18 protein-coding genes are annotated in these 23,446 nt (G+C 40.4%); 10 read left to right on the forward strand and 8 right to left on the reverse strand.

Annotated features, from left to right (window positions below; all coding sequences use genetic code 11):
- Positions 1-142 precede the first annotated feature (142 nt).
- The 3 genes from NH454_RS20875 to NH454_RS20885 all read left to right on the forward strand — a co-directional run bounded on the left by NH454_RS20875 (position 143) and on the right by NH454_RS20885 (position 2,459).
- A complete protein-coding gene (locus NH454_RS20875; protein WP_253040172.1) occupies positions 143-1,075 on the forward strand; it encodes a hypothetical protein in 933 nt (310 codons plus the stop codon).
- Positions 1,076-1,357: 282 nt separating this feature from the next.
- A complete protein-coding gene (locus NH454_RS20880; protein WP_253040173.1) occupies positions 1,358-1,777 on the forward strand; it encodes a hypothetical protein in 420 nt (139 codons plus the stop codon).
- Positions 1,778-1,985: 208 nt separating this feature from the next.
- A complete protein-coding gene (locus NH454_RS20885) occupies positions 1,986-2,459 on the forward strand; it encodes a hypothetical protein (protein ID WP_253040175.1) in 474 nt (157 codons plus the stop codon).
- A gap of 57 nt (positions 2,460-2,516) precedes the next feature.
- Here NH454_RS20885 and msrA read toward each other — a convergent pair whose 3' ends face one another.
- Positions 2,517-3,740, reverse strand: a complete 1,224-nt coding sequence (gene msrA / locus NH454_RS20890; RefSeq protein WP_253040182.1) for a peptide-methionine (S)-S-oxide reductase MsrA — start codon at positions 3,738-3,740, stop codon at positions 2,517-2,519.
- Between the two features lie 209 nt (positions 3,741-3,949).
- Here msrA and NH454_RS20895 point away from each other — a divergent pair, with 209 nt between their 5' ends.
- From NH454_RS20895 to NH454_RS20915, 5 genes are all read left to right on the forward strand, one after another.
- On the forward strand, positions 3,950-5,473 hold the full coding sequence (locus tag NH454_RS20895; RefSeq protein WP_253040176.1) for a leucyl aminopeptidase: 1,524 nt from the start codon (positions 3,950-3,952) through the stop codon (positions 5,471-5,473).
- Positions 5,474-5,626: 153 nt separating this feature from the next.
- Positions 5,627-6,292 carry a 5-oxoprolinase subunit PxpB gene (gene pxpB / locus NH454_RS20900; protein WP_253040177.1) on the forward strand — a complete coding sequence of 222 codons (666 nt, stop codon included), beginning with the start codon at positions 5,627-5,629 and terminating at the stop codon, positions 6,290-6,292.
- On the forward strand, positions 6,289-7,224 hold the full coding sequence (locus tag NH454_RS20905; protein WP_135924680.1) for a biotin-dependent carboxyltransferase family protein: 936 nt from the start codon (positions 6,289-6,291) through the stop codon (positions 7,222-7,224). The genes pxpB and NH454_RS20905 overlap by 4 nt, the downstream gene beginning before the upstream one ends.
- Positions 7,225-7,589: 365 nt before the next feature.
- On the forward strand, positions 7,590-9,257 hold the full coding sequence (asnB, locus tag NH454_RS20910; protein ID WP_135924683.1) for an asparagine synthase B: 1,668 nt from the start codon (positions 7,590-7,592) through the stop codon (positions 9,255-9,257).
- 331 nt (positions 9,258-9,588) lie between these two features.
- Positions 9,589-11,163 (forward strand): BCCT family transporter, encoded by a 1,575-nt coding sequence (locus tag NH454_RS20915; RefSeq protein WP_135924685.1) that lies wholly within the window; start codon positions 9,589-9,591, stop codon positions 11,161-11,163.
- A 107-nt stretch (positions 11,164-11,270) separates the two neighbouring features.
- Here NH454_RS20915 and NH454_RS20920 read toward each other — a convergent pair whose 3' ends face one another.
- The 7 genes from NH454_RS20920 to NH454_RS20950 all read right to left on the reverse strand — a co-directional run bounded on the left by NH454_RS20920 (position 11,271) and on the right by NH454_RS20950 (position 20,781).
- Positions 11,271-11,978 carry a 3'-5' exonuclease gene (locus tag NH454_RS20920; RefSeq protein ID WP_135924687.1) on the reverse strand — a complete coding sequence of 236 codons (708 nt, stop codon included), beginning with the start codon at positions 11,976-11,978 and terminating at the stop codon, positions 11,271-11,273.
- A complete protein-coding gene (locus NH454_RS20925) occupies positions 11,978-13,876 on the reverse strand; it encodes a DUF294 nucleotidyltransferase-like domain-containing protein (RefSeq protein ID WP_135924690.1) in 1,899 nt (632 codons plus the stop codon). The genes NH454_RS20920 and NH454_RS20925 overlap by 1 nt, the downstream gene beginning before the upstream one ends.
- Before the next feature lie 83 nt (positions 13,877-13,959).
- Positions 13,960-17,037, reverse strand: a complete 3,078-nt coding sequence (locus tag NH454_RS20930) for an efflux RND transporter permease subunit (RefSeq protein ID WP_253040178.1) — start codon at positions 17,035-17,037, stop codon at positions 13,960-13,962.
- Between the two features lie 2 nt (positions 17,038-17,039).
- Positions 17,040-18,050 carry an efflux RND transporter periplasmic adaptor subunit gene (locus NH454_RS20935; RefSeq protein ID WP_253040183.1) on the reverse strand — a complete coding sequence of 337 codons (1,011 nt, stop codon included), beginning with the start codon at positions 18,048-18,050 and terminating at the stop codon, positions 17,040-17,042.
- Between the two features lie 278 nt (positions 18,051-18,328).
- Positions 18,329-18,760 carry a hypothetical protein gene (locus tag NH454_RS20940; RefSeq protein ID WP_253040179.1) on the reverse strand — a complete coding sequence of 144 codons (432 nt, stop codon included), beginning with the start codon at positions 18,758-18,760 and terminating at the stop codon, positions 18,329-18,331.
- A 143-nt stretch (positions 18,761-18,903) separates the two neighbouring features.
- The gene (locus tag NH454_RS20945; protein ID WP_253040180.1) at positions 18,904-19,536 is read right to left on the reverse strand and encodes an outer membrane beta-barrel protein; all 633 of its coding nucleotides are present in this window, start codon (positions 19,534-19,536) and stop codon (positions 18,904-18,906) included.
- Positions 19,537-19,773: 237 nt separating this feature from the next.
- A complete protein-coding gene (locus tag NH454_RS20950) occupies positions 19,774-20,781 on the reverse strand; it encodes a rhodanese-related sulfurtransferase (protein ID WP_235382082.1) in 1,008 nt (335 codons plus the stop codon).
- A gap of 200 nt (positions 20,782-20,981) precedes the next feature.
- On the opposite strand from NH454_RS20950, the gene NH454_RS20955 reads away from it, so the two are divergent.
- Together NH454_RS20955 and NH454_RS20960 are read left to right on the forward strand one after the other, a co-directional pair.
- Positions 20,982-22,307, forward strand: coding sequence for a DEAD/DEAH box helicase (locus NH454_RS20955; protein ID WP_253040185.1), 1,326 nt, complete (start codon positions 20,982-20,984; stop codon positions 22,305-22,307).
- 2 nt (positions 22,308-22,309) lie between these two features.
- Complete coding sequence (locus tag NH454_RS20960) at positions 22,310-23,140, forward strand: S1-like domain-containing RNA-binding protein (protein WP_253040181.1); 831 nt, start codon at positions 22,310-22,312, stop codon at positions 23,138-23,140.
- Positions 23,141-23,446 lie beyond the last annotated feature (306 nt).

Consider the following 23,446-nt stretch of genomic DNA (forward strand, 5'->3'; position numbering starts at 1 on the left):
ACATAGAAAAGGCGCTCAATGCGAGGCCGAGAAAATGTCTAGGGTTTAGGCAACCAGCGGTAATATTCGATGAATTACGCAAAGCAGCCTAATTTAGCGAGTGGTGCACTTCGGACTTGAATTCGCGGGTGACTCTTTGTTATTGAGTAATGGCAGTGAGTTAAAACAACTTGAATTAAACGGCCAATTAACGACTCTTAATTTTAAAAGCTATAACTTTTTGATTTATCCACAAATCGTTAAGGACAAACTGTATTTTATTGAGGCTAAGTCTGATCAAGATATTTTGATTAGCGCTTTAGATTCACTCTCTACTCCTATAAAAATCGTAAACTCTAATACCATTGATAAAGAAGCTGCACTTTCACCTGATGAAAAACTCATCGCCTACATGTCAATGAAAAATGGACTTCCACAACTTTTTATTAAACATATTGAGACTGAAGAAGAACAATTATTGTTCGTTAACACTGAGCAAGAATATGCTTTATCAAAACCAATATGGGACCCCTCTGGAACACTTATCGCAAGCAGTATAAATAACAAACCATTTCTTATTAAGCTAGAGGAAGACCAGTTCGCAATCGAATGGTTAAATGGAATCATTGGGTATCCAATCGGGTGGTATAAACAGTCAGATGCTATTTTGTTTGTTGATAAGAACACTCACAATGATGAAATAGTTAAATTTGATTTAGTTACTGACGAAATAGTGTCATTAAAAACGCAATTGAAAGATAAAGATATTTTTTTAAATGATAACGACGAATTACTGAGTTTTTCAATTGGCCAAGTAATCACTGCTTCTGGTATCAATCTATTTGATAATACGCATTTTATTTCAAGCATTTACCCTATTAAAAATGGCTTCTATTTTCAATACAAAGAAAACGACTCAAGGACAATGAATTTTTACGATTATGAACTAGGTGTTCAAAATTTAAGTATTGATTTTGAAAAGTTTTGTGCGGATTTATGTAGTCAAATAACTGCTATAAGCGGTAATACTATCTTACTCAAAGAACAAACTGATACAGCAGATATTTTAGTTTTGAATATTACATTAAATAAATAGCTTCAATCATAACTAGCTGACCTAGAGTATGTGTTTTCAACCAAACTGATAACATCAGTACATAAATAGCATTCACAAAACAAAGCTTATTGTGTTTGAAAGTAATTTTCAGACACTCTCCTCTCTAATTTTCCCTACTAAATCGCTGAGAACTGAGTAATTACTCTATAGATTAAATTTCTTCATCTATCAGTTCTAATTTAATCGTTTGTTTAGCTTATAGGAATATTTTAAAGTTCACTCGTTGGCAAGAAACACCAACTTATTCAGAGGAAAACTATCATGTTAAAAACACTTGTAACCACTATTGCACTTAGCTCTTTATTAACTTGCTCAGCGATGGCAGTAGCCGACCAAGCTGATTATAAACTGATGGTTATTGAGCAGGCTCAAACAAACGATAATGTAAGCAATGAATATGAAACTGCATTCAACCGCTGTGCATTAAGCGTAAAAGAAAAGAATTTTTCAGAAGCTGAAAACCTATGTACACAAGCGATTTCACTTCTAAACAGAAGTAAAGTACCAGGTTACAAACGCCGTGAATTAACATCATTTGCGTTAAGTAATCGCGGTGTTGCACGCATCATGTCAGAAAATGATACAGCTGCAATCTCAGACTTTTATGAAGCAGTTCAAATCTCAAAAAATGAACTGGTAAATCATAACTTAAACCGCGCGAAGCAAAACTTAGCGCTGTAATAGTTAGCCCAACCAAATTGTTGTCGTAAGCCCGGTCCTTGTGTGTTCTGACTGGGCTTTTTTTTGTCTAAAATATACACTCAAGCCACCTACCCAATAAGATATTTTTTTTCATCTAATGGGTGTATTTTTGTCGTTTGTCAATCAGTAACACTGTTTCTAAATTAATAGAGTAAGTGATGTACTTACATTATTAAGGAGATAAACAATGTTCAAGTTCATACCTCTCAAAACCATCTTGATTACCTCACTTTGCATGAGTTCGAATTGGGTGTTAGCAAATGATATCGACTTTAAACTAATGGTAGTGGATGACGAAGCCTCATCAATTGCGATTATGCAAGGTGACTACAATGCTGGTTTAGTAACGTCTGCTGAAGATCCAGTAAATCAATATATAGCGCCTTTTAATCGCTGTGTTGCAAGTGTAAAGCTAAAGCAGTTTGAAAAAGCTGAAGCTGACTGTACTGAAGCAATAAGCCTATTAAAAGAGATTAAAGCATCTCGATTTAAACGTAATGAATTAACGTCGTTTGCATTAAGTAACCGAGGTGTCGCGCGATTTATGGCTAATAATGATACGGCAGCAATTGCTGACTTTTATGAAGCCTCAAGACTCGATGATAATGAATATGTATCATTTAATTTAAATCGCGCAAAACAGGAATTAAAATTGTGGTAATGACTGATTCTAATGCTGAAAAACCAGCCATAATGGCTGGTTTTTTTTGTATCTACGTTAAATTTGATCACGTGGCACAAAATCAAGCACCGTCGCATTAATGCAGTATCTATCTTTACCTCTTGGCCCTTCCCCCGGGAATAAGTGTCCTAAGTGAATACCTGAGCTTTTAGATTTAAGCTCAATGCGCTGCATGCCATAACTGTTGTCTTCATGCATGGTCACACTGTCTTTTACCGGGTGAGTAAATGAAAGCCAACCGGTTCCCGAATTAAACCTATCACGAGTATCGAATAATGGCGCCCCACTTAGCTTATCAACAAAAATACCATCCGGTGTGTTTTTAAAGATATCGTATTGTTTACAAAATGGGCTATCTGTTCTGGCATGGAATGCAACTCTGAATGCTTCACTATCACCTAATTTAAATGCCCCTAACGCTTTATAAAACTCATCTTTACTCACATAACCTTGACGGCCATATATCTCTTCGCCATTTTCTATAAATAATAACGTGGGTGTTGCCCATGTTGGAGTTTTAATTTTTAAGCCATCAAGCTGATCTGCATGGCGAAAAGTCATTGGAATTGTGCCTTGATAATTATTTGCGACCTCATTTTTAAATTTTTCACAATAAGGGCAATAACCTTTGGCATCAATAACGACTATTTGCTTATTGGTTAATAAGGCCGTGTTATCAACTTGCTGTTTTTCTACTGGCGTAAAAACAACCCCTGTGGAGTGATCCGGGCAATAACCATTAGGGTTTTTCTTTAAATAATCTTGATGATATTCCTCTGCCGCATAAAACGAATCGAGAGGTTTTATAACAGTAACAATCTTGCCGTATCCTGCTGCTGTTAACTTATCTTGGTATTCATCTTTAAGTTTATTAGCAACCTCAAGTTGCTCGTTATTACTAACCAAAATTGTTGAGCGGTATTGAGTGCCAATATCATTGCCTTGGCGATTTAACTGAGTTGGATCATGATTTTCGAAATAGTATTTTAATAATTCTTCTGTCGTTAACTGATTACTGTTGTAAGTCACTTTGACAACTTCTGCGTAGTTATTTTCATCAAATCGACGTGCGCTACGTGTTATATTCTTGTAGGTTGCTTTAAAACCGCTACCGTCAGCATAACCAGATACCGCATCTAAAACACCATCAAGTGCTTCGTATCGTTTTTCAGCTCCCCAAAAGCAACCAGAGCCAAGCACAATTGTTTCAATATGTCCGGTTGCGTTGTCTGGCATCTCTTGCGCTGTTGTATGATTCATAGTGAAAATGGCACTGCAAGTGAATAATGTCAGTAATATCGACTTAATTGTCATACTTATTTCCTCGTAAAAGCCTGTAATAGAGCAGACCGAGTAATCCTATTTATTATTTCACCTTAAACGCATGCAAACGGCTGTTCACCGCTAACAATTTAACTCTTAAGCCTATTTACGGTAAAACACAGCTTTTTAACATTGGGATATTAAAAATGAGAATTGCACACAGTTTGTCTGCTCTTGCTCTGGGTATAACACTTGCTACGCAAGTTAATGCGGCAGAGTTCACTTTTACAAAATCGATTCAACCGAAAGACAACACATTAGTGTTGTTTTTAGACACAGATAGCCAAGTTGCTAACTTTAATTACTTAAAACCAGAAACCCAAAACCACTTAAATAAAGTTATCGAATTTAGTGACTTTAAAGCGGGCTATGGCAAGACATTAGAAGTTATTGCACCAAACGGCAGCGAACACCAACGTATTGTACTTGTAGGCTTAGGTGAGCAAGCTGAACTTAATGCAGCTAAAATGGCAAAGCTTGGTGGTAATGTTCATGCAAAATTACAATCAGCAAAACAAGCAACTGTGAGCCTTGATTTTTCAGAGCTTAAAGATAGTGAAATCAATGCTAAATACGCTGCTGAATTTGCACATGGTGCTAATTTACGTGACCACCGCTTTGAACAATACAAAAAAGAACAAGATACACATGTAGTTAACTATACTGTTGATGTTGAAAATTTAGACCAAGCGGTCAAAACCCATAAGTTACTACAAAGCATTGAACAAGGTGTCTTTTTAGCGCGTGACTTAACTTCAGAAGTTGCAACTGAGATGACGCCATCTGATTTTGCAAAAGCCGCACAAGAGTTAAAAAAATTAGGCGTTAAAATTACCGTTTTAGAACCAAAACAAATTAAAAAATTAGGCATGGGTGCGTTAGAAGCTGTTGGCCGTGGCAGTGAAGAAGGTTCGCGTTTAGTTGTTGCACATTACCAAGGTAATAAAGACACCCCAATTGCATTGATTGGTAAAGGCATTACCTTCGACTCTGGTGGTTATAGTATTAAAACAGGTGCTTCGATTGCCCGCATGAAATCAGATATGGCAGGCGCAGCAGCAGTACTGGGTACCGTTAAAGCAATGGCACTTGCAAAAGCAGATACCAACGTAGTGGCTGTAATGGGTATGGCTGCAAATATGGTGTCACAATTCTCTGTAGCGCCTGGTGATGTTGTTCGCACAGCAGAAGGTTTAAGCGTTGAAATAGTTAATACAGATGCTGAAGGCCGTTTAGTGCTAAGTGATGCAATGTGGTATGCCCGCGACAAGTTTAAACCAAGTATTATGATTGATGTGGCTACATTGACTGGCTCAAAAATCGGTGCTGTAGGTAATGAATACGCAGCGGTTTTCTCTGATGATGACCAACTTGTTGAGCAACTTACAATTGCAGGAAAGCAGGTTAACGAGAACTTATGGCGCTTACCACTAGGTTACGAAGATGCACTAAAATCGGATATCGCAGACCTTAAAAATATTGGTTCGCATGGTCCAGGTGCAACGACAGCAGCAAGTTTCTTACAAAACTTTGCCGGCGATACCCGTTGGGTTCATATCGATATTGCTGGTAATGCACTTAACAGCAAAGCTAAAGATGAGTTAGCTGAAGGTGGCACTGGTTATGGTGTTCGCTTGTTATCAAACTGGCTTTTAAACAACGCTAAGTAATAACACATCGCAATACGCCAAGCAGCTGTAATGATTTTATAACTGCTTGGCAATCATGAGTTTTTCTAATTAACATTAAACACTCATTTACATCATTAGCACTCACCCTATATGCTAAATAGTATCAAGGGATAATAATAAGATTGACCTGCAATGACGACAAAAAGCACACCAAAGATTATGGCACTCACTACGCATTGTATCTTCTTCGATGCATATGAAAGTGCTGAGCATGGCTTAAATACGCAAAAAAAGATTTGGGCGCTGGCTCAATTTTGCCAATCGACGGGAGATTTCGTTGATGTTGTTCCAGCTAATAACAACTTAACTCTGTATCTAAAAGAGTCTGAAAAGCTAGCAAGTTGGCTGCCATTGTTGCTTGAGCAGTGGCAAGAGACTACGACTAAAGATTTTGCATCAACTCATCACAAGCTACCCACCATATATGGTGGTCAACATGGCCCTGACATTGCTCATGTAGCTGCAGAGCACAACTTAACTGTTGACGAAGTCGCGCAGTTACATAGTAGTAAAACCTACCCTGTTTTATTTTTAGGTTTTCAACCAGGTTTTGCTTACTTAGATGGCTTGGATCCTAAATTATATACGCCACGTCGAAGCGAGCCGCGCATCTCAGTGCCAAAAGGGTCTGTCGCTATTGGTGGCGAGCAAACAGGCGTATATCCTGAAACGTCACCCGGTGGCTGGCAAATAATCGGTCACACCGACTTTAAATTATTCGATATTAATGCAACCTCTCCCTGTGCTGTTAAACCCGGTGATACCTTAGAGTTTGTTATTCAGGAGGTGTTAAAATGATCACCATCGTTAAACCTGGCATGCAAATGTCTATACAAGATCAAGGCCGCGTGGGTGCTCGTCATTTGGGAATTGGCCAATCTGGCTGTATTGATCCTTATGCGCAGATCATAGTAAACCGATTAGTTGGAAACGCAGATAACAATCCAGTCATTGAGATCACACTAGGTCTTGCTGAAATTAAATTCGATAACGACTACTACATTGCCTTGCATGGAACAGATATGAAAGCCAGTGTTAATGGTAATGCGATTGAACCAGGCTGGAGTTTTTACATTAAAAAAGGTGATGTGTTAAAGCTAAATGCCGCACGGCATGGGTTTAGAAGCTACCTTGCTATAGGCGGACAATGGCAGCTACCTGACCCTATATTAGATTCCTACTCAACAGATATAACAGCTGGTTTTGGTGGTCTAACCGGACAAGCACTGAAATCTGGAGACAGCTTTGAGGTAATACCAAAATACAACACTAAAGTCGGTTTAGGTGCAATGCTACCACCTAAAAGCACCCAAATACGCATACATGCTGGCCCACATGCTGCAGTTTTGCCTAAAGACACCATAGTTAATTTTATAAATCATTCATGGCATGTATCACCTAATAGTAACCGCATGGGTACACGATTATTAAGTGATGAGTGTGGCTTAGAGCATGATGTGTCATTGCCATCGATGGCAGTAGCACCAGGCAGCATTCAGTTGCCGCCAAATGGAGAACCAATTGTGTTATTGAATGATGCGCAAACAACCGGTGGCTATCCTTTGCTAGGAACTGTGATCGACGCTGATCTTCGTCATTTTGCCCAATTAAAGCCAGGTGATTTTTTACATTTCAAGTTTGTTACTCTAGCAGATGCTTTTAAGGCGAAAGAAAAGCTAACAGCTCACCTTAATCAATTAGCCATTGCGCTAAAATACAAAAACAAATAGTTAATCTGATTAGCAAGTGGCTTGCCACTTGCTTTCTTAAAGCTCCCACTTGTCTATACATCTTCGATAAACAAATTGAACAATTAGTTTGCTTAACGCTACGCACCAAAATAGTGCAAAAAACAACACTTTTAATGGCGCTATTTACCACTTCAAGCCAGCCCATTTGCTCAAATCAAGTATTTAAATTGCTCACAACTTAGGCAGCCATCCCATTTTGGTGCAAAGCAATAACACTTGGTGCATATTTTATTCTCAAATATTTAAAAAAGCTGTGTGACTTAGGTAATTATTTCTGTTAAAACAAACATTCGCAGTTATATAAATTCTGTTAACTGCGCACATATTTGGAATGAGGAGTCACTATGTGTTCAATATTTGGGGTATTAGATATCAAATCTGATCCCACCCAATTGCGAAGTCAAGCAATTGAGATGTCAAAACTTTTAAGACACCGCGGACCTGACTGGTCTGGCGTATATTCATCTGATAAAGCTATTTTAGTCCACGAGCGTCTTGCTATCGTCGGTGTATCAAGTGGTGCGCAACCTTTATATAATCCAGAGCGCACACATATCCTTGCTGTAAATGGTGAAATTTATAACCACAAAGAGCTTGCGGCAAATCTAGAAACAGACTTTAAGTTTCAAACTCAGTCAGACTGTGAAGTTATCTTAGCTTTATATAAACAAAAAGGGCCTGAATTCTTAGACGACTTGAATGGTATTTTCGCTTTTTGTTTATACGATGAAGAACAAGACGCCTACCTAATAGGTCGTGACCATATTGGTATTATCCCGCTTTACACAGGTCATGATGAGCATGGTAATTTTTATGTTGCTTCAGAACTAAAAGCGCTTTCACCAATTTGTAAACACATTGAAGAGTTTCCTCCGGGTCACTTCTTGTGGAGCAAAGATGGTCAACTTCGTAAGTATTACAGCCGCGATTGGCAAAGCTATGACGCAGTAAAAGACAACGAAGCTAAATCAAGCGATGTTAAAGAAGGCTTAGAAGCTGCTGTTAAACGTCAACTAATGTGTGATGTACCTTACGGTGTTCTATTATCAGGTGGTTTAGACTCATCGGTTATTTCAGCTATCACGCAACGTTTCGCCGCAAAACGTATCGAAGATAATGACGAGTCTGATGCTTGGTGGCCAAAACTGCACTCTTTCTCAGTTGGTCTTGAGGGCTCACCAGACTTAGCAGCTGCACAAAAAGTTGCAGATATGATTGGTACGGTTCACCACCCTATCCACTTTACTATTCAAGAAGGTATTGATGCTCTTCGCGAAGTGATTTATCACATTGAAACGTACGATGTGACAACCATTCGTGCCTCAACTCCTATGTACTTAATGGCGCGTCAAATTAAAGCCATGGGTATAAAAATGGTGTTGTCTGGCGAAGGTGCTGATGAGCTTTTTGGTGGTTACCTTTATTTCCACAAAGCACCTAATGCGCAAGAGTTCCATGAAGAGCTAAACCGTAAAGTGTCTAAACTACATATGTTTGACTGTTTACGGGCTAATAAATCTATGGCTGCTTGGGGTGTAGAAGCACGCGTGCCTTTCTTAGATAAAGAATTTGTAGACGTTGCAATGCGTATCAACCCTGAAGCGAAAATGTGTAAAGACGGTAAAATCGAGAAACACATTATTCGTGAAGCGTTTGACGGCTATCTACCAGACGAAGTGTTATGGCGTCAAAAAGAGCAATTCTCTGATGGTGTAGGCTATAACTGGATTGATACTTTAAAAGAGTATGTGAGCGAGCAAGTAAGCGATCAAGACCTTGCTAACGCTAAATATAAATACCCGATTAATACGCCAGATTCTAAAGAAGCGTATTTCTATCGTAGTATTTTTGAAGAGCACTTCCCTGGTGATGCAGCGGCAAAATGTGTTCCGCATGGCAAATCAGTTGCTTGTTCAACACCTGAAGCGCTTGCTTGGGATGAGTCATTCCAAAACAATGCTGACCCTTCTGGTCGTGCTGCCGGCGTTCATAACGACGCTTATAAAAAGTAGTAATTTTGTGCTGCAAGCCTTGTGTTTGCAGCACTTTCCTCTCAATTGAAATAATTTGTTTTGAAATAATACTGTCATCAAATTATTCCTCTGCTGCATCAAATTGTTCACAATTCCAACAAAAAACGTAAAAAACCGCATTTATTCGGCTGTTTAGGGACAAAACCATTTACATTTTTTTTCGAACTCCTACACTAAAGACTAAACTTTGGTACAAATTTAGTTCGTCTACAAACTATTTTTCGGTTTCATTCGTATAAATAGTATTAGCCGAGATGTGCCAACCGGCCGTTTAGCTTTCTGCTAGATATAACTACAACAAGAGGTATTCATGAGCGAACATCATGATAAGTACAGTATCGACAATACCGACTACACCGTCGGTCAGGACAATGTACAAAAATGGGGTTTTGATGTGCACAACCCTGTATTTGGCATTAGTGCAGGTTTAATTGCGCTATTTTTAGTGGCAACACTTGTGTCAGATGCTGAAACAGCAAAAACAACCCTGAATGGAATTAAAAACGACATTATTAATAATTTTGATGGCTTTTTTATGTGGTCAGCAAACTTATTCGTATTGTTTTGCTTGGCGTTGATTGTTTCACCATACGGCAATATCCGCCTTGGTGGTAAAGAAGCGCGCCCAACTCACTCTCGTATTTCATGGCTTGCAATGTTATTTGCTGCGGGTATGGGTATTGGCTTAATGTTTTGGGGCGTAGCAGAGCCTGTCGCTTACTTTACAGGCTGGTACGAAACACCACTCGGCGTTGAAGCAAACACACCAGAGGCTGCGAAATTAGCAATGGGTGCAACTATGTTCCATTGGGGTTTACACCCTTGGGCAATTTACGCCGTTGTTTCGCTTTCGTTAGCATTCTTTTGCTACAACAAGGGCCTGCCGTTATCAATCCGCTCTATTTTTTATCCTATTTTAGGTGACAAAGCATGGGGCTGGCCGGGCCATCTTATTGATATTCTAGCTGTACTTGCCACCTTATTTGGTCTTGCAACGTCTCTTGGTTTAGGCGCACAGCAAGCCGCAGCAGGTATAAACCATGTGTTTGGTACTGATAGCGGTATTGGTCTACAAATCGGCGTTATTGTTGGTGTTACTCTCCTTGCTGTGATCTCTGTTGTTCGTGGTATCGACGGCGGTGTAAAGCTGCTTAGTAATGTAAACATGGTTATCGCATTTGTATTACTCGTATTTGTTGCTCTCGTTGGTTTTTCAGCAGCGTTTGGTAATCTTCCTAATACTGTTATGGGTTATGTTGAAAACATTATTCCGTTAAGTAACCCACATGGCCGTGAAGATGAAACCTGGATGCACGGCTGGACAGTATTCTACTGGGCTTGGTGGATTTCATGGTCACCGTTTGTAGGTATGTTCATTGCGCGTGTATCTGAAGGTCGTACAATTCGTGAATTCTTAATTGCCGTATTACTTGTGCCTACCGTTGTGACTATCTTCTGGATGTCTATTTATGGTGGTATCGCTATTGAACAAGTTATTGATAAAGTGGGTGTACTAGGTGAGAAAGGTTTAACTGATGTACCACTTGCGATGTTCCAAATGTTTGAAGCCCTGCCAATGTCGCAAGTGCTTTCATTCATTGCAATTGTGCTGGTACTCGTGTTCTTTATTACGTCATCTGACTCAGGTTCATTAGTTATCGACTCTATCACTGCCGGTGGTAAAGTTGACGCGCCAGTGCCACAACGTATTTTCTGGGCAACAATCGAGGGTGCGATTGCTGCAGCGCTTGTTTGGATTGGTGGCACACAAGCTATCGAAGCATTACAAGCCGGTGCCGTATCTACGGGCTTACCGTTTACCTTTGTATTGCTATTAATGTGTGTAAGTTTAATCCTTGGTCTACGTACAGAGCCAAGAAACTAACCACTACCTTTAAATAAAAAAACGCCGCTATATGCGGCGTTTTTTATTTATAAGCTTTGCTCAATTAATTTAAATTACTCGTCATAAAGTCTGTGCTGTTAAGCACGCTATATGAGCAATTCGCTTAGCGGTGTATCTGGGCGGTAATGATAAGCAATTTGCGCTTGTAACAGCTCTGCGGTGGCAATGGCATCGTTCAGTGCGTTATGGTTTTGATACGCAGGTAACGAGTAACGAATGCGAGAATCCGCAAGACGAACGGAATCAAGCTTAGAATTAAACAACCTACCTAGTAGACCTTGTTTTGCTCTAAGCGCCCTGCTTTCAAGCTCTAACGTGTCTATTACTGCAAACTCAAGGCCTTCACCCAATCGCGATTGTAGCGCTTGATACAAAAAGTGTCGTTCAATGGGAGCAAAATGCACCACTATGACTTTACCTTTTAATGCTGCTAGTAATGGCTCCATAATAGATGAAAAATCTGGCGCGTCACTTACTTCTGAATGGGTAATACCATGAATAACGATCGACTCTTCAGCGAGCTTACGTCTTGGTTGTACAATCCAATGCTGGCTATCTTTACAAAAGATGCGCCTAGCATTAAATGGAATTAAACCAACACTGACTATATCGTCATTTTGAAAATTTAGACCGGTCGTCTCAAAATCAAGCGCCACTAAGGGTACGTCGCTAATTGGCATGTTTAAATCACAAATAGCGGCTTGATAAAACTCTTGAATTAACGGCTGTTTGCTAGCCGCCAATAACTGCTGATACCGAGTCGGCCAATCAAGTTTTACACCTTGTTTAGCCATTACTTCATCCCTGTATTGGCAGAGTATCTGAATTTAAGGAAATTCTGCGCTTTATCTAAAATCGCAAACGCTTCTTTAAGGTTGCGCTGCTCAAAAGGCGATAGTAAATGTGGCTCAAGATCGTTATCTGGGGCTTCGTCTAACTTTTCAATTTGCCATGCTTGGTGGCGAATACGAACCATCGCAATGTATTCTAAGGCATCTCGAAGATCTTGCGCTTTCCCTGCGGGTAAAAGCTTTGCTTCGATGATATCTTCTAAACGCTCGAATGAATTTTGTTTACGACTGCCTATTGCTAAAGCATGAACACGAATTACATCTGATAATGGCGCAGTACCACGGCGTTTTAAGTTCATAGAACGCTTATGCTGACCATTATGCTCTAGCACAAAATCTTTAAAGAAACCTAAAGGCGGTGTTCTGTTACGGGCATTGGCTGCAAGGTTAGCCAAGAAACGCTTATTCTTACGCCCTTCAGTTGCAATAAATCGTTTGAGCTCATCAGCCCATTTGGTTTTACCGTAAACGCCATCTAAATCAAAAAAGATAGAGCTGTGTAATAAAGCCTGTGGTTTTGGTTCTGCCATCCAGCCTGCAAATTGCTCTTTCCACTGCTCACGAGTTAAACGCCACTTTTTAAATGACGCCATAATTTCCCCTTCGCAGTATTTATAGCCACATTCGGCTAAACCATCACAGACAAAATCAGCGAGCTTTTGAAAATATTCGTCATGTAATTCCTCGTTAAAGCTATTATCAAGGATAATGGCGTTATCTTGGTCGGTAACAATTAATTGCTCATCACGAGCCATTGAACCTAAGGCAATAAAACAATAAGGAATGGGTGGCGGGCCAAATTTTTCTTCGGCTAAATCAAGTAAACGCTGTTTAAAGGTACGCCCTATTACAGCCATTGCTGTACCAATCATATGAGAGTTAGCGTCTTCGTTTACCATGCGTACAAACACGTTAGGTAGCTGACGTGCATAATGCGCTAAATCTTCCACAGATTGCTGAGCTAAAATTCCCCGCACTAACAATAAACTGCTTTGTGATTCATATCGCAAAATGTCAGATAAAGAAATAACGCCGATGGGCTTTTTCTTAACAACGACAGGTAGGTGATGAATGTTATCTCTGAGCATAGCAAGCACAGCCTCAAACACATAGGCGTTGCTATCGAGTAAGATAAGGTCCGTTTGCATAATTTGCTCGGCAGGTGATTCGTAACTTAAACCTTCAGCAATCACACTGGTGCGCAAATCTCGGTCTGTAATTATGCCAACTACTTGACCATCATCATCGTCAGGATCATCACTGATGGGTTTATCGGCATCTGTTACTAATACAGACGATACCGACTCTTGTGTCATCAATTGGGCAACCATTTGCACAGACGCGTCTTTTGCTACGGTTACTACATCTCTGTGCAGTAATGATTTAACTTTTGCAGTTGTTAAATCGTTACTGTCAGCCTGCTCTACAATGGCCTGATGAAGACGAACATTGCCATCTGCTTCAAAGAAGTCTGCAAAGGCTTCGTATTCATCACAATATTGATTAAATAGCTCTACATTAATGCAATACACTAAGGTGTCTTCGAGGGCCTTGGCAGGAAATCGGACTTTGCGGTTCATCAGCAAACCCATTTGTCCGAAAATACCACCGACAGTTAAACGGTTATACAAATCACCATCGCGTCGATACATTTCGACGGCTCCGGTTCTAATTACATATAAATCGGCAATGTCATCGCCGTAATTAAGGATTTGTGTTCCCGCTCTGAAGTAGGCTATCTCTACTTGTGAAGCGAGAGTGTTAACCGCTTCTTCGGGCAAATCATCAAATGGAGCATGATCACTTAAAAATTGTGCTATATCGACGTGTTCGGCTTGCATAAGCGTACCTAGTTTTGAGCTTTTCCTTGATTGTGAGTGTAATCTGCTATTTTTTCAAAGAAAAAATAGCAGATTTAAATGGATTAAGCCTTTTCTAGTTCTTCGGCCAGAAGTTTCGACTCATCACCACGAGGTTTGGTAAAGCGCGCTAAACCAAGATAAATCACAGGTGTAAGGTATAATGTGAACAGCACTGCTAATGCTAAACCACCAAATACCACCCAGCCAATCGCGTTACGCGCTTCGGCACCGGCACCGGTGGATAATATAAGTGGTAATGCACCTAGCAAAGTTGACACTAAGGTCATCGCAATTGGGCGTAACCTCACAAGAGCAGCTTCTTCAACTGCTTCTCTAACACTGCGACCTTTATCTCGTAATTGGTCAGCAAATTCCACCAGCAAAATAGCATTTTTAGCTATTAAGCCAATAAGCATGACCAAACCTATTTGTGAATAAATGTTCAATGATGTACCCGTTAGATACAAGGCCAAAATGGCCGATGTAATGCCAAATGGCACAGTGATCATCACTACAATGGCACTATTAACACTTTCAAATTGCGCAGCTAACACAAGTAATACAATCAAAAATGCCAAAATATAGGTGATCAGCACTTCATTAGCCGTTTCTTCAAAGGTGAGTGCCTCACCCTTAAAGACTAAACTTATACCAGCTGGCAGGTTTTGCTCTGATATTTCACGGATTTTATTTACAACTTCGGCAATAGTAATGTCATCTGGCATTTCCATGCTTAATTCTATTGCTCGGCGCTGAGCATGGCGCTCTAGTTCTGCTGCAACACCTTCTTCTGTAATGGTTGCCACACTACTCAGTGGCACTAACTGACCATTTCGGCCACCAACATATAAGTTTGCTAAGTCACTTGGATTTGTAATAGTTTGGTTTTGTGCTTGCAGCATAATAGGGATTGATTGGTCGCCGATGTTTAAATCAGCAATGTCATCGCCGTTAATGGCTGCTCTAAGCGTAATAGATATATCACTGAGCGATACGCCGAGCTCTTCAGCACGACGTCTATCAATATTAACCCGTAATTGTGGTTGTGACGGTTGGTACGAGATACGTACTGGCGCCACTTCTGGCAAGGCTTTTTCTATTTCTGCCGAGAAACTCTGTGCCGCTTTAAAGATCTCAAGGTAATCTTGCCCCAATAATGCAAGCTCAATACCACCGCCTTGACCACGCAAGTTCAAACTATTTGAACCGCCTGGGTAGCCAGCCGCACCTGGAATGTTTCCTAAAGGTCCACGAATTTTATTGATAATTTCTTGCTGACTAAAATTTCGTTCGTCCCAATGCTTTAACGGCACAGTGATAAATACGATATTCGGATCCCATTGCCCAACGACGGTATAAATTGACTCAATATCACCACTTTCAACATAGGGCAGTAAAATATCTTCCATTTGCACCGCTTGCCTGTCCATAAAGTTAAGGCCTACACCATCTGGGCCACGGGCGAAAATGCGAATTTTACCGCGGTCTTCTGTCGGCAATAATTCATTATCTAAATTGAAATACAGCGCACCAGAGCCTGCTGCAACGAGTAAGCAAGCAAAAAATGTTAGCCATGCATGTTTAAGTACGCCATGAATTGAGCGTTTGTATATATTCGCTAAAGCATGCCCAACTTTTGCAAAAGGATGAAAACCACCCTGCTTTAATTTAAGTTTTGAGGTTAGTGCAGGCACTAAAGAAAGCGCTACAAAGCTTGATATAATGACAGCTCCAGCAAGCACACCACCAAACTCTCTAAATAATCGCCCTGCTGTTGAAGGCAAAAAGGCAATCGGCACAAACACAGCTGCTAATACAGCGGTTGTTGCCACCACAGCAAAAAATACTTCGCGGGTGCCAATTACAGCCGCAGCTCTGCGGCCAAGGCCTAAGCCACGCTGACGTTGAATATTTTCACTGACCACAATCGCATCATCAACAATAAGGCCTGTCGCTAATACCAGCGCCAACAAAGTTAAGATATTAATCGAGAAACCAAGCGCCCAAATCAGTGCTAAAGAACCAATTAACGCAACAGGTATGGCAAATGCGGGGACGAGCGTTGCTCGCCATGAGCCAATAAACACCCAAAGTGTAATCACTACTAACAGCACTGTCAGTAATAGAGAGTTTATTACTTCATCCACTGAGCTTCTAATAAACTGCGCATCGTCGGAGGTTAAGGTAAATTCCATTTCAGGAAAACGTTCTCTCATACGTTCGATTAAGGTCAGCACTTCATCAGAAATTTCGATAGTATTTGATTGAGCTTGCCGTATTATCTCCATGCCAATCACTGGAGTCCCATTTAATCGCACGAATGAACGCGGATCAGCTGGGCCAAAATACACTGCAGCAACATCACCAATTCGGGTATCGTCACGCACTATAATATCTGCCACTTGTTCAGCTGATATTGACGTAGCATCGGCACGAACAATCACCTGTTGATCGTTTGATTTTAAACTACCGGCAGGCACATCAAAGGGAGCTTGGCGTAGCACATTTGCAATATCTGGCACTGTAAGGTTAAAGCTGCTTAGTTTTAGCGGGTCAATTCGTACTCTTAATACCCGCTCGCGGTCGCCATTTAAGCGAACATCGGCAACCCCAGGAATAGTTAAAAACTGCGGGGCTAAGTCAACATCAACGCGTTCAGTAAGTGCTTCTAATGATAAGCTGTTGCTTGATACCGTTAGCGATACAACCGCTTCGGCATCGTTATCAGCTTTAATAATAGATACACGCTCTACTTCTTCGGGCAATTCTCGCTGTACACGGGCAACCGATTCGCGCGTTTCATTGGCTGCATCATCTAGATTAACACCCGGGCGAAACTCAACCACAATACGGGCATTATTTTCTTCACTTTGCGCACGAATTGTTTTAACACCACTTACCCGAGCAACAGCCCCCTCAAGTTTACTGGTTACCTCGGTATCAACGGTTTCAGGCGAGCCCCCAGGAAACGATGCTGAAACAGTAATGCGTGGCCTGTCTACATCTGGTAGTTCACGTATTTCAATACCAGCAATAGCGGCAATACCCGCTATGATGATTAACAAATTCAGCACCACGATTAATACGGGGCGACGTATCGCCATTGATGGTAAATCTTCCATCATAGGTTGCTGTTTCATTATCACTCCTTGGCAAGCGTTGTATCATTCATAAAAGTAAGCTCTTGGTTTGGGCGTAAACGTTGCACGCCTTCAGTAACCAATAAATCACCTTCTTTTAAGCCACCAGATACCAATAACCGACCGGCTAAACGCTGTTCAATTTTAACATCAACACGTGTGGCTTTTTTATCAACACTTTTCCACACGTAAGGGCCCGCAGCTCCCCACATCATGGCAGCTTCAGGAACCACAGCATGCTCTTCACCAAGTAAATTAATATGCACACGAAAACTCATACCAGGCATAAACTGATGAGATTCATTATTTAACTTTGCTTTGGTTCTTAAGGTGCGCGCTTGAGGATTAATACGAGAATCTAACTGGGCAACTTGTGCGCTGTAAGTTTTGTCGCCTAGCCAAGGGATCACGTCAACAGCTGATTTTTCCTTTAAAACATCAATTGCTGCTTCTGGTGCATTAAAGTTAATGTACAGTGTTGATACATCATCAATCGTTGCAATAGCAGTTTGTGTTGTGATCCGGTCGCCAACTTCTACATCTGTTAGCCCCATCACACCACTAAACGGAGCACGAATTTCGCGGTCTTCACGCTCTGTTTTTGCTTGCATCAACTGCACTTTCGCAAGCTCATGCAGGGTTTTTGCATCGTCTAAATCGCTTTGTGGTACAGCACCTCGAGCATGGCTTTCTTCGAGCCGCTTCATTGTTCGCTCTGTGTCATTTAACGTTATTTGTGCTTCTAAAAGAGCAGCTTGCTGCCTGCGCGAATCAAGCTCAAGTAGCAAATCTCCTTTTTTGACATTGTCACCGGGTTTGAAGTGAACAGCTGTCACCCTGTCCCCAACCGCAGGGTATAAGGTTACAGAACGCACAGCTTCAGCACTACCAACTGCTTTTATTTGTTGTTTTGCTTTTTCAACCGTAACTGATTCAACAACTACGTTTGCAGCCTCAGCGACTGATACGCAACTAATTAAGGCAAGAAAAGTCCATGCATGCAATTTGCCAATTATCAAAAGTGTCACCTAAATAAGAATCGTTTTAATTGTTACGAAGTGTAACAGCTTTGTGATCAATAAAAAGGATGCTTCGTTTAATAAACAAATTGATAAGTTAAAATGAATAATTAGAAATACGGCGCTGATTTTGCCGCATTTCTATCTGTAATATCGCTTATTTAAGTGAGCTATTTTCAGGCAATAAAACCTTACAGATAACTAAGTCACTTTAAACGCATGTAGCAACAGGTTTTATCCCTCAAACTGGTTTGTATGAATGCAGATTAATCTTATAAATTAATACAGTTAACTGCAGGCACGGTTTTTAAACGCGCTTCTGAGGCAATAGTCACTTCTACACAACCAGAATTAAGATCAATTTCGTCCTTTTGAATAACAGAAAAACGCCCTTCTTGCTCTGATCTAAGTGCGTATTCAAAGGCATTGTTGCTGCCCTCTGCAATGGCAGTAAAAAGCCCACCAATAATTGCACCAGCTAATGCCCCAGCAACCATATCTTCATGATTGCCATCTAATTCATCGATAAGCCCTATTGCAGAGCCACCAACAATGCCTGTTTTTACATTAGATGACAGTTTTACAGGTTTAACATCTTCAACTTTGGCGTAAAATTTTTTAATAATGACCTGCTGATCGGCTCTATCAACACCTTGTGTCGCGCAGCCACCTAGTAATAATAAGCTCACTAGTAGTTTCTTCATACCCATTTAGTCCTATAAAGTATTGCTGTTAGTTAGAATAATAACTACTTAGTTCGTAAGGGACTGTGAGATATATGTAGGTAAGTGTAAAAAAGCGCACTAACTTATTACTAGGTAACTCAACTAAAAAATCCTCGGATAAATCAGAGCTTAAACACTATTGAAGCAACGATATTATGTGTGTTGCTATCATTAATTTTTGTATTTTCATAATCAAGTGTTAAGGCCGTACCACTAGACAATGCATAACCAATACCTAGCCCGGTTAAAAGTGATACTCCAGAGTCTTTTTGATCAACAATAAAGTAATCATCAGAAAATTTTTGTAGAAAGCTAAAATTACTATCCCAAAGTACACTACCTAAATGCGCCCTAACAAATACATTGCCAGTAATTGGGTATGTACCAAGTAAACGCAGATCAAGTGCATTGGTTTCAAGCCCTCCGCTGTAAACAGAATTTTTAACGACCGTACCACTTTGATTAGTTGTTTCGCTATATACATTAAATTCGGCTTCGCCAAGCACACTAAAACCTGCTTCTATTGCTAGATATTGATTAAATTGGTAGCCGGCAAATCCTCTAAACCCAGCTCCTGTGTCACTGTAGTCATAACGTAACGGTAAGATTTCTTGCTGCTCTATCAAGGGGATAAAATTAACATCGTAATAATTTTTTTGAGCAGAAATGCCAATGTAACCAAATTTATTTTCGTTAAGCGCTGAATGAGCAAAAAATGGCATTGAACACATTGCCACCGTAAGTAGTTTGTACATTGTATATATCCTTATACTTCAAACGTTTACTTTTTAAAATTAAGAAAAGATAGTGTTGGAGATGGTATCTAAAATAAATAATCGGCAGATTGTACAGCAATAAGGAACAAATGGTAGCTTTTATAGCAATTACAGTGACTTAATAAACAAAGTAACTATTTTTAAAAAGCTAACTAATAAATAATCCATAAAAAAAACCCCAGACTATGCTGGGGTTTATAAGAAATTTGCTAAAGGTTACTGTTGGCGCTGTGCTTCTTTTTGCGCTCTTTTAGCTTCTTTACGTTTACGAAGTACTTCTTGCGCTTCGTTACCGATATGCCCTTCACCGCGCGCTTGTGCTAATTCGATTTGCTTTTGACGCTCAGCAAAGCGTGCACGTTGCTCTTCTGTTAGGCTGTCGTGACAGTGGTGACACGAAACACCTTCCATGTATTCAGGCTTTTGCTTTTCTTCTTCAGTGATAGGCATACGACACGCATGACATTGGTCGTAAGAGCCTTTTTGTAAGTCGTGATTTACCGCAACGCGGTTATCAAATACAAAACACTCACCTTCCCACATGGTTTCTTCTTTTGGTACTTCTTCTAAGTACTTAAGGATACCGCCTTCAAGGTGGAATACTTCGTCAAAACCTTGCTCTTTCATATATGCAGTTGATTTTTCACAACGAATACCACCGGTGCAGAACATAGCAACTTTCTTATGCTTTGCTGGATCTAGGTTTTCTTTTGCCCATGCTGGGAATTCGCGGAATGTCTTCGTGTTTGGATCAACCGCATTTTGGAAAGTACCAATCTCGATTTCGTAATCATTACGCGTATCGATAAGAATCACTTCAGGGTCTGAAATTAACGCGTTCCAATCAGCAGGCTTAACGTATGTACCCACTACTTCACGTGGGTCAATACCTTCAACACCCATAGTTACGATTTCTTTTTTAAGTTTTACCTTTGTACGGTAGAACGGGCATTCGTCATCGTATGACTCTTTAGTCACAATGTTATCTAGATTTGGTTGTGCATCTAACCATGCTAATAGGTTATCGATACCTTCGCGCTTAGCAGAAACAGTACCGTTGATACCTTCAGCCGCAAGTAACAAAGTACCGCGTACTTCATTGTCTTCCATCACTTTAAGTAATGGTTGGCGAATAGCTTCAAAATCTGGAAGGGCTACAAATTTGTAGAGTGCGCACACAACAAAGTGCTCGCTGGTTACATTGTCTTTATGAACAGCAGTCATGGTTTTACCTTTTGCCTTAAATGCCCATATGGGGCGTTAACCGAATCGTAAATCCGGCGCATTGAGGGCGTGTATTTTACGCGAATTAGCGATAATTGCAAAAACTGATGCGAAATAGCTGTGTTTTTACTGTCTCCTAGCAAGGCAAGTACGTTATAATGAACAGGATTTACTAAATTTTGCTCATCGGAGATTACGCATTGCATTTTACTGAACTTGGGATTGATACACGCCTCGAAAAACAACTTGCGCATCAAGGCATCACCCAGCCCACTGACATTCAAGCTCACGCGGTACCAACAGCTATCGCAGGCCATGATATTTTTGCACAGTCAAAAACAGGATCGGGCAAAACGCTGGCGTTTTTATTACCTGCTGTACAGCGTGTAATGAAACAAAAAGCACTCAGTAAACGCGACCCTCGCGTTTTAATCGTTGCGCCTACCCGCGAATTAGCAACCCAAGTATACAGTCAATTAAGACTATTAATTGCCGGCACAAATATTAGTGCCGTTAAAATACTCGGTGGCGAAAACTTTAATGACCAAATTAAGGCGCTACGCAAAGACCCTCATTTTGTAGTGGGCACACCGGGGCGTTTAGCTGACCATTTAAGTCAACGTTCATTACAGCTTTCAGGCTTAGAGCTTTTAATTTTTGATGAAGCAGACCGTATTCTAGATTTAGGCTTTACCGATCAAGTTAAAATGATCAACGAACTTGCTGATCACCGATTACGTCAAACGTTATTGTTTTCAGCAACGCTTGACCATGCACAAGTTGATGCCCTGTCACGTAACTTATTACGTTCACCAAAACAAATACTGTTAAGTGCTTCTAATGAGCAGCATAGTGACATTACCCAGCAGCTTTATTTAGCTGATCATCTAGATCACAAAGAAGCGCTACTTGAGCACTTTGTAAAACAAGACAATGTCGGACAATGCATTATATTTACCGCAACACGTGCCGATACTCAGCGTTTAAGCCAGTTATTAACTGATAAAGGCTTTAAAGCACAAGCACTCGCTGGTGACTTAACCCAAGCCAAACGCCTTGAAATCATGGATGCCTTTAGCCGTGAAAACTTTAAAATCTTAATCACTACCGATGTTGCATCACGTGGTCTTGATTTATTAAGCGTGACCCATGTAATTAACTTTGACCTACCAAAGCATGCTGAAGAGTATGTGCACCGTATTGGTCGTACTGGTCGTGCAGGCTTTAAAGGAACTGCTATTTCGTTAGTAGGCCCAAAAGATTGGCCAAGTTACAAAGCAATTAAAGCATTTTTAAATGATGAATTAAGCTTTTTCACCGTTGATGGCCTTGTTGGTAAATTTAAAGGCCTACGTGAGAAAAAACCACAAGCTGTTTGGAATAAAGCAGAGAAAAAAGTCGCCGCAAAGCCTGCTAAACCAAAACGTAAAGCTGCCCCTAAAAAACCGAAAACGCCTATTAAACCACCTATTGATGTCGATGGTTTTTCACCTATGCGTCGTAAGAAAAAACCAGAACAGGAATAATAATGAGCATTCTTGGAACAACCCAAACACTATTCGTTAACGAAATGTCAAACGAAGGCGCCTATTTAGATGGCCGTGACTTAGGTGAAGTATTTTTACCAAGTAAAGAAATTGAATTCGAACTTGAAGCTGGTGACAGCGTGCAAGTATTTATTTATTTAGATCATGCAGGCCACCCAACAGGCACCACAAAAAAACCTTTAGCTGAAGTGGGCGAATATGCTCTACTCCGTGTTAAAGCTATTAATAGCACTGGTGCGTTTATGGATTGGGGCCTCGAAAAAGATGTACTTGCGCCATACAATGAACAAAAGCCAAAAATGAAAGAAGGCTTTTCGTATCTTGTACGCTTATATCTCGATAACGCCAGCCAACGTATTTGTGCATCAAGCAACTTTAATAAGTTTTTATCGAAAGAAGAACCAACTTACTCAACGATGGAAGAAGTTGACTTAATCGTTGCCGGTAAAACAGACCTAGGCTACAAAGTACTCGTAAACGAAGCTCACATTGGTGTGGTTTACTACAACACCGTATTTAAAAAGCTATTTGTTGGCCAGCGATTAAAAGGCTTTATTCAAAAAGTACGTGAAGACGGTAAAATCGACGTACTACTTGAAAAGCCAGGTATGGGCAAAGTAAACGACTTAGGCGAAAAAATCTTAGCAAAATTAAAAGCCGAAGGCGGCGTACTTCACCTAGGTGATAAGTCAGACCCAGAAGCAATTAAAAAGACTTTCTCAACCAGTAAAGCAAACTACAAAAAAGCCATTGGCGGTTTGTTTAAGCAAGGTTTGATTGAGATTGAAGCGACGTCGATTAGATTGAAGTAATTTGCGAGTTAACAAGATAGTGAATTATCTGAAAGAGTAAAGTGAACGCTTTACTCTTTTTTATTCTTTATAGGTTTGATAGCCGTAAACTTTCTAACGCTATATTGAGTATTTTCATTTAGAAGTGAAAGTCGGCATTGTGCCATGAACTGCCTTTCCGGTTTGCTTTAACTCATTCCTGTCGGATAGACGACACCTGTTACCAAGTGTCGCCCTCCTAAGAACCGTACGTGCAACTTTCACTGCATACGGCTCAAGCCTTCACGAAGGCACCTAATTGGTACCCAGCAACTTATAAAGCAGCGA

This window comes from Pseudoalteromonas sp. Ps84H-4 (assembly GCF_024124645.1).
Lineage (GTDB): Bacteria > Pseudomonadota > Gammaproteobacteria > Enterobacterales > Alteromonadaceae > Pseudoalteromonas > Pseudoalteromonas lipolytica_C.